Origin of the sequence: Paenibacillus lignilyticus (assembly GCF_017942085.1) — a bacterium.
In the GTDB taxonomy this organism is placed as follows: Bacteria; Bacillota; Bacilli; order Paenibacillales; family Paenibacillaceae; genus Paenibacillus_Z; species Paenibacillus_Z lignilyticus.
This window is the reverse complement of record NZ_JAGKSP010000021.1, coordinates 57,295-66,038: the sequence shown is the minus strand read 5'-3', so window position 1 is coordinate 66,038 and position 8,744 is coordinate 57,295. Positions and strand designations below refer to the sequence as shown.

General features: G+C 47.0%; 2 protein-coding genes. Both read left to right on the top strand.

What is annotated here, in order from left to right; genetic code table 11:
- Positions 1-99: 99 nt before the first annotated feature.
- Positions 100-1,839, top strand: a complete 1,740-nt coding sequence (locus I8J30_RS28775) for an ABC-F family ATP-binding cassette domain-containing protein (protein WP_210663933.1) — start codon at positions 100-102, stop codon at positions 1,837-1,839.
- 496 nt (positions 1,840-2,335) lie between these two features.
- Positions 2,336-8,683 (top strand): InlB B-repeat-containing protein, encoded by a 6,348-nt coding sequence (locus tag I8J30_RS28770; protein WP_210663932.1) that lies wholly within the window; start codon positions 2,336-2,338, stop codon positions 8,681-8,683.
- Positions 8,684-8,744: the final 61 nt, after the last annotated feature.

The following is an 8,744-nucleotide window of genomic DNA, read 5'->3' as shown; positions in this document are numbered from 1 at the left end:
TTGGTTGTAAACAGTGTTACTCTAACTACGGTAAACTCACAACCTATTTCTGCAAAACATCTGATACTCACGATTCAGATATAAAGAAAGGTAGTCCTTATGATAAAAGTTGAACGCCTATCCTTCTCATTTCCGCAAAAAGAACTATATAACAACATTTCATTTACGTTAGAAGAAGCACAACATTGCGCTTTTATAGGAACAAGCGGCAGTGGGAAAAGTACATTGATAGAAATACTGAAGGACCCGGAAAAATATCTTTTCGATGGCAAATTAGAGATGGACCCCGATTGCACAATTGGATATGTAAGTCAGTTCTCAGAACTAGACAACACGAAAGAAACAACCGTTTTTGAATATATAGGAGAACGATTTATAAAGATTCAAAATGAAATTCAATCGCTTTGCACGGAAATGGAAACTTCACCCGATATAGAGCCGTTGCTGGAAAAGTATCAATTCGCGTTAGACGCGTTTGATGCAATGGGCGGGGATGATGTTGAAAGTAACATCCATAAGCAGCTAAATCTAGCAAACCTCATGAAACGGAGGGATATTAAGGTATCCGACCTGAGTGGCGGCGAATTCAAGCTTATTCAAGTGATGAAGGAAATGCTTAATCGTCCCGACTTCATGATTATGGATGAACCCGATGTATTTTTAGACTTCGAAAACCTAAATGCGCTAAAAAAACTGATTAATTCTTACAAAGGAATGCTGCTGGTCGTTACGCACAACCGCTATCTATTGAATCATTGTTTCAACAAAATCATACACCTTGAAAACATGGAGATCCAAGAGTTTGATGGGCGATATATGGAGTATAGCTTCTCCTTACTTCAGACAAAAATCGAGCTGCAAGAAATCGCAGTAGCTGAACATGAAGAGATTGAGAGAAACGAGAACATCATCAATAATCTTAGAGTGATCGCAACTTACAATTCAGAAGCATCAAGAGGGAGAGCGTTAAAAGCCAGAGTTAGATTTCAAGAAAGATTGGAAGCGCGTAGAATTAAAGCGCCGTTTGTTGACATTAAGCAACCCCATATCAGTTTTGGCCTTGATAATGAAATGGAAGACACGATTGTTGTAAATGTCAATAATTATAGCGTTGCCTTTGATGAGCTGCTTCTAGACAAGGTTAACTTTAAGATAAAATCTACGGATAAAGTAGCTATTATCGGTTCAAACGGTACCGGGAAAACGACCTTGCTCCGAGAAATTTATAAAAACAATCATGATTCAATTGAAATAGATGCTGATGTGAAAGCGGCTTATTTATCTCAGCTTCAAGGTGAAATGCTCAAGGATTCTAATACAATACTGGAAGAATTCATCGATGCGGGGTTTAAAACGTATGATGAGATCAAATTGTATCTTTCAAGCTATGGCTTTGAAGGAGAAATCGTTAGTCAAAAGATAGAATCCTTATCTGGCGGAGAAAAAAATATACTTCAATTGGCTAAAGTTTCTGCCAGTAAAGCAAACGTATTGCTTCTTGATGAGCCGACAAGCCATTTAGATACCTATACACAACTAGCACTGGAGAAAGCCATTAAAGAATTTAAAGGTGCAATTCTCATGATTTCCCATGATTTCTATTGTGTTGTAAATGGTATGGATTATGTTTTGATTATTGAAGATAAGACGATTAGAAAAATGAGCATGCCAACATTTAGAGAGATGATTTATGCCAGTCATTTTGACAGAGACTATTTAGAAACGGAACGAAAGAAAAAAGCAATTGAAATGAAAATAGAAATGGCTTTAAAAGATACGGATTTTGAACTTGCAAAAGGATTGCTTGACGAGCTGGAAGGGCTGATTAAGTTACTTTAGTTTAAACCATAGCGCAACGACCGCTTCCCGGTATAGTAGCGGGGAACCAGTTGTGGGGTTTATCCCACAGTTCCGGGGTCAGCCTTGTCTCGGGAACGGAAATGCCGATGGCGGCGAGATTGAGCTTTTTTTAACCTGCTTGTTAAACTATCGAATGTTATCGTTTCCTAGCCTTAATCATAATAGGAGTGGCCCCCATGCGGCTGCTCCTATTTTCTTTGTCCCATGAATGGAACGGATTTCTGGGACTATGTGGTAGAAACCCGCAGAATATGTTTAGTTCTTGTTCAGGCTTCTATATTATAATGGTTAGGTCAAAAGACCTTGGGTCTAAAGGTCCATGTTTTCGGGAATTTCGCACGGCGTGACTTCATGAACCTGAATTCAAGGCGTTCATAGCAAGAGGGGCTGTCTTACTGTGAACAAGTAGATTCATAGGATATTTTGGAATAGGCATCATTATAGGTTATTTCAACAAGAAGGAAGGTATTTGAAATTGAGAACCAAAAAAATGAACCGAATTTGCGCGTGGCTTATAACCGCCGCAATGCTGAGCGGTATGCTGCCGACAAGTGCATGGGCAGGTGCACCCGGAGCGCAAGTAAACGGGCTTAACAACTATGTCGTGAAGTTAAGCTCAGATCCGTCCACATCCGCAAGACCATCTACCTTCGGCACTGCGTCCGACGACGGCCGCGTTTGGGCGGACAAGTCTGTTTCCGTGAACGAAACTCAATTTGACGTAACGCTGTCTGTGTTAGCCCAGGAGTACGTCCGCACAGCTACCACTGAGGTGCGGGCACAGGCGGCCGCGGACGTAGCGATGGTTCTGGATATGTCGGCCAGTATGACTGCGGATCGTGTTACCAGAATGAAAGATGCCGTAAACAAGGGTATAGAAACGATTATGGCTGCCAATCCGAGAAATCGTATCGGCATCTATTATTATGGTCTTGCTAGCGGAAACACCAGCAGCACGCCTAACGTCGGCACGCTGTTTCCGCTGGCCTCCTATTCTACTTCTGCAACCGGTGATAAATCTGCCGCTACGGACCGCTATGTGACAAGCAGCGGTCAGACAATAACCAGGAAGTCAGGAGTAACCCAGAAATTTCTTGATGGCGCAACGGGGACAACAACATCCCAAACGATCTATACATCTAGTGGTACTGCTACACAATTTGGGCTGTACACAGGCATTACCGCTTTAAAAACAGATATTGCAACCCGTCAAAAGAGCAGTGCCGACACGGAAAGGGTTCCGTATGTTCTGCTCCTTACCGATGGCGAAGCAAACAGAGCCTATCCGAACTGGTATAACAGTCCGCCAAACGGAACAGAAAAAACGGGCAGCGGTGCAAGCGGTACGGCTGAGATTTCGGCGCTGACCATCTTGTCAGCGGCGAAGCTGAAGGATGAGCTAAAACAGGCGTACATGGAACATAGCGGCGGTAAGGATGTTGTCTGGTTCAACGTTGCCTTTGGTCTGACCGAGGGCAACAATCTGGCCACTGCAATATTAAAGCCGGGCCGGCTGGCGTCGGCTACAACAGGCGATGAAAAAAGCGTATATGACAAGCTGCCTTCACTTACAAGCGGCGCGGCTGCGGCCTATAACAAGTATGGTATAGGCGGCGCACCGGGCTATGTGTATTCAAAAGATTATACTTACTTTGTAGCTCCGTCTGATCTATCCAAGGTCGATGAGGCGATAGAGGATTTGGCAGGGTTGGTAGAGGCGGCGACCCAGGAAAAAATTATACCGTTTGAACAGACGAATGGGTCCGGTGAACCGCTGAATATTGTGGTTACTGATGTTCTGGGCACTGGAATGGAGTTAAAAACAGCTCCCAAAATGGGAACAGTAACAGGAACGGTTAAATCATCATCCGGGTCAGTGAAAACCTACGGGTTTCCGGACTTGAACACGACTGTCGTGTATAACAGCGCTACTAGAGAAGTGAAATGGATAATTCCCCCGAAGGAAGTGCCGCTGATTACGTTTAGCGACCGCAAAGCTCCTACGCCGGGCCATTATTCTAATCCTAATCTGCTCCCTGTACAGCTTACTTATGCTGTGGGATTAAAAGATGCCTATGGGTCCGAAACGTTGTACAGTAACGAGTATGCGGGTGCGGGCGTCGCAACGGCAACCACGCGCTTCATACCGGTGGAAGATAATCCGTATTATTATAAAAGCATTACCACTGTTGACGGCACCATTGTAAGCGAGCGTAAAGAAATTGGTACCGACATAACGGCATCCGTGCCGAAAAGCAGTAATACCACCGGTACTGCCGCCGCTTCCTATACATACCAATGGGATGTTGAAGGTGCTGATAATGTGTTCGCCACCAAGCTGGGCAATAACGGTAAGATTGCGCCAGTCATGAAAATCGAAATGGCTCCGGCTTCCGGTTCGGTGTCCGCCGGTGAGAGTGCAATCTATCATATAACCGTCACCAATCTGACCAACGGCACTATTGCTAATGTCATCGTTAACGATGTCTTACCAAGCGGCCTGACGTTTGTGAGCGGCAGTATTACAGAGGGCGGTGTCTCTAAGCCGGCAGCGACATTCCCTTATACGATAAGCTCCGTCCCCGCTAACGGCAGTGTTGAACTGACCTTAAAGGCTGCGGTACCATCCAACGCAACGGTAGGAACGGAATATATTAATTCTGCAACAATTACATCGGTTTCCGATACATCATTAACTACGCCGGCATCTGTCAGCAGCGATAAGGTGACCGTAGCCAATACTTTTTCACCGAGTGTAACCATAAAGCTTGATGGAGCGAACTATATCGGCCAAAGCGTTGAGCTGTGGAAGGACGGCGCTAGCCAATACACCCTTGCAGCAAGTGGGGCTACACATTCGGCTAGCAACGTAACGCCCGGTACCTATGACATCTATGTCAATGGTGTGGACACAGGGGAACGGCTTTCTGATTCTAATGCAACCAAGGTAATCCATTATTACACCGTATCCTTTTACGATGGAGCGCAGAAGTATGATACTCCTGCCGCGCAAACGATCCTTTCCGGTGGCCAAGCTGTCTTGCCTAGCGCCCCGACGAAAGTAGGCTACACATTTGACAAATGGGTAACGTCAGATAGCGGCACCACAGCATTTGACTTTAATACGGCAATTACATCGATCACCAATATCTACGCCACATGGGCGCCGAACACCAATACAGGGTACAAGGTCAACCATTATCAGGCGGCGGTAGACGGCAGTTATTCCGCGGCCCCGACGGTTGAAAACCTGAGCGGAACGACCGGGGGTACGACAACTGCAGTGGCACAGACCTACACAGGTTTCACTGCCGTGGCGTTCTCGCAGGGAAGCATCGCGGCGGACGGCAGCACGGTCGTTAATATCTACTATACGAGAAACCTGTATGACATCACCTTTGTGATCGACCCGATCAAGGGAACGGCCATAGGCGATACCACGCCGAAGGTTCGCTACGGGGTAACGCCGACAGCACCGGGCATTACTTCCGAGCCGGGGTATGCGTTCACAGGCTGGGATAAGACGCTCGCACCCGTAACCGGCGACGAAACTTATACGGCACAGTTTGACCTGACCGACTTCTCGATTACCTATGATCTGGACGGCGGCAGCGTCGCGGTTGCAAACCCTGCCACCTACACGGTAGAAAGCGCGGGTATTACGCTGACCAACCCGACTAGAGCGGGTTTCACCTTCAGCGGTTGGACGGGCACCGGCTTGTCCAACCCGACAATTACTGTCACAATCGCGCAGGGTTCAACAGGCGTAAGAAACTATGTGGCACAGTGGGCGCCGAACACGAATACAGCGTACAAGGTCAACCATTATAAGGCGGCGGTAGACGGCAGTTATTCCGCGGCCCCGACAATTGAAAACCTGAGCGGAACGACCGGAGGTACCACAACTGCAGTGGCACAGACCTACACCGGCTTCACTGCCGTGGCGTTCTCGCAGGGAACCATTGCGGCGGATGGCAGCACGGTCGTTAATATTTACTATACGAGAAACCTGTATGACATCACCTTTGTGATCGACCCGATCAAGGGAACGGCCATAGGCGATACCACGCCGAAGGTTCGCTACGAGGCAACGCCGACAGCACCGGGCATTACCGGCCGGCCGGGGTATGCGTTCACAGGCTGGGATAAGACGCTCGCACCCGTAACCGGCAACGAAACGTATACGGCACAGTTTGACCTGACCGATTTCTCGATTACCTACAATCTGGACCACGGAACGGTCAATCCATCAAACCCGACAACCTATACCGCGATGGATGATGGCTTTACCTTAACCAACCCGACAAAAACAGGATATACCTTTGCGGGATGGACGGGGACGGGACTGTCGGAACCGACCTCTACTGTAGCGATAGAAAAAGGTTCTACAGGTGATCGCAACTACACCGCCACATGGACAGCAAACAGTTCTATTGTGACGTTGGATGACAACGGCGGCAGCGGCGGCAACGGCGGTGTGACTGCAACTTATGATCAGCCTATGCCGGCTGCAACAGTGCCGAGTCAGGCCGGGTATACATTCGTCGGATATTTTGACCAAACAAGCGGCGGAACGAAGTATTACAATGCGGATATGAGCAGTGCGAAGAATTGGGACAAAACCGATTCATCGGTGACTCTCTATGCCGTGTGGACTGAGATCGGTCAAATCACGATCCAATATGCCGCTAATAATACCGATTATGGTACAGTCAGCCCGACTTATGAATCGTTGAACCCCGAAACCGGAACGGTAACCGGTTCGGAAGCAACTGCAAAGCTAGGGTATCACTTCGTGGAATGGCAAGGCGCAAACGGTAATACGGTCAGCACGAGTGCTGCCTTTGTCCCGCAAAAGGATTCAGGCAGCTACGCGGCAGCTACCTATACTGCTGTCTTTGCAGCTGATATTTACAATATAACGTATAATCTTAACAGCGGAACGACTGCTTCATCGAACCCGACAACCTATACAGCCCTGAACGATGACTTTACCTTAATCAACCCGACAAAACTAGGGTATACCTTTACGGGATGGACGGGAACGGGGCTGTCGGAACCAACCCTTACTGTTAAGGTAGAAAAAGGTTCTACAGGCGATCGCGCCTACACCGCGACCTGGCAAGTCGTACCGGTAACCGAAGACTATATTGTAATCGGCACCGTGGTTGACGACGATACGCCTCCCGATAACATCCCGGGAGCAACCGTTGAAATTTTGAAAGGCAACACCCAATACGGGGACACGTCGGTTACTGACGCCGACGGAAAATTTGTAATTTATAACGTGCCGGCAGGTATTTACGATCTGAAAATAACGCTAGGTGAGAAGACGGCAATTATTGCGGTTACAATCGGCGGGGATGAACAGGTCGTACAGCTTGGGAATGTAGTATTCCCATACAATGCCAGCAGCGGATTGAAGCTGGTAGGGAACGGCACGCCGGCAATCGTAATCGATAATCTTCACCCGGAGGCTGTGGATTACCTATTTAATGAATATGGTAATACAGGCTTCGCCAAGGTTGAAATGAAAATCGAAAAAATTGATGAAGAGACGAACGATTCCGATAAATTAAATGCAATCATGCGAATCAATACGAAGGCACAGAACGAAGATTTGACAATCGGGCTCTATCTGGACATGAGCATCGAGAAATTTTATCGCATAACGGAAGCTGTTAGTTGGAATTCTGAGGGACTTATCGGACAAACGAATGGGCTGATTAAAGTCATTATTCCTATTCCTTCGGAATTGCACGGAAAGTCCGGTTATACGATTTATCGCTATCACGGAAACGCAGTGAATGTCATCAACACGGTTCCGAATACAGATGGAGAGTATCTCGTACTTGATAATTCCGATTGGACGCTGACGCTCTATGTGAAAAACTTTTCAGTCTACGCCATAGCTTATAACACTCCGCAAGTGCAGAACCCGCCAATCTTTGGCGGAGCGACTAACTTTGCTGTAACCTTTAAAGGGGACGGGGGCACCCCATTATCAACAACGCAATCTGTAGCCTTAGGCGAACTGTTAACAAAGCCAGCAGATCCAATAAGAGCCGGTTACAATTTTGCAGGCTGGTATAAAGCTGATGGCAGCGCGTGGAACTTCAGCACCGATAAGGTGTATTCGGATATTACGCTGACTGCAAAATGGACCGACATACCTGCCCTGGATAAGGTCAACCATTTTGCTTATATGAAAGGCTATCCCGACAAAACCTTTGGTCCCCAAAAGAATATGACAAGAGCGGAAGTTACGGTCATGTTTGCGCGTCTTTTGGTAGAGAAAATGGATGTAGACAAAACATATTCATCCCAATTCAAAGATATTGATCCTGCGAAATGGTATGCAAGTGCCATCGGATATATGGAACAATACGGCATCATCAAGGGTTACTCGGACGGAACCTTTAAGCCGGACGCGCCGATTACGCGAGCAGAGTTTGCCGCAATTGCGTCTCGATTTGATGAGCTGATCATAGGCGAGCCCGTTATTTTCACAGATGTTACGGATAGTTACTGGGCAAGAGATTACATTTCCTTTGCTGCTGCCAAAGGATGGATCAAAGGGTATCCGGACGGAACCTTCAAACCCGGGAACTACATCACACGGGCTGAAGTGGTAAGTTTGGTAAACCGGATGCTTGAGAGATATTCGGACAGAAGTTATGTAGACAGCAATAGAGTTAAGATCAATCAATATGTGGATTTAACAAGTAAACACTGGGCTTACTACGATATTGTGGAGGCTACAAACAGCCATCATTATGATAAAGCCGTAGACAGTGAGACTTGGACAAGCCATACGAAGTAGGTTGAGAATACTGCACCCCTTATAGCGGACATCGGAAAAACACCTTTGTGTTCAAACCGAT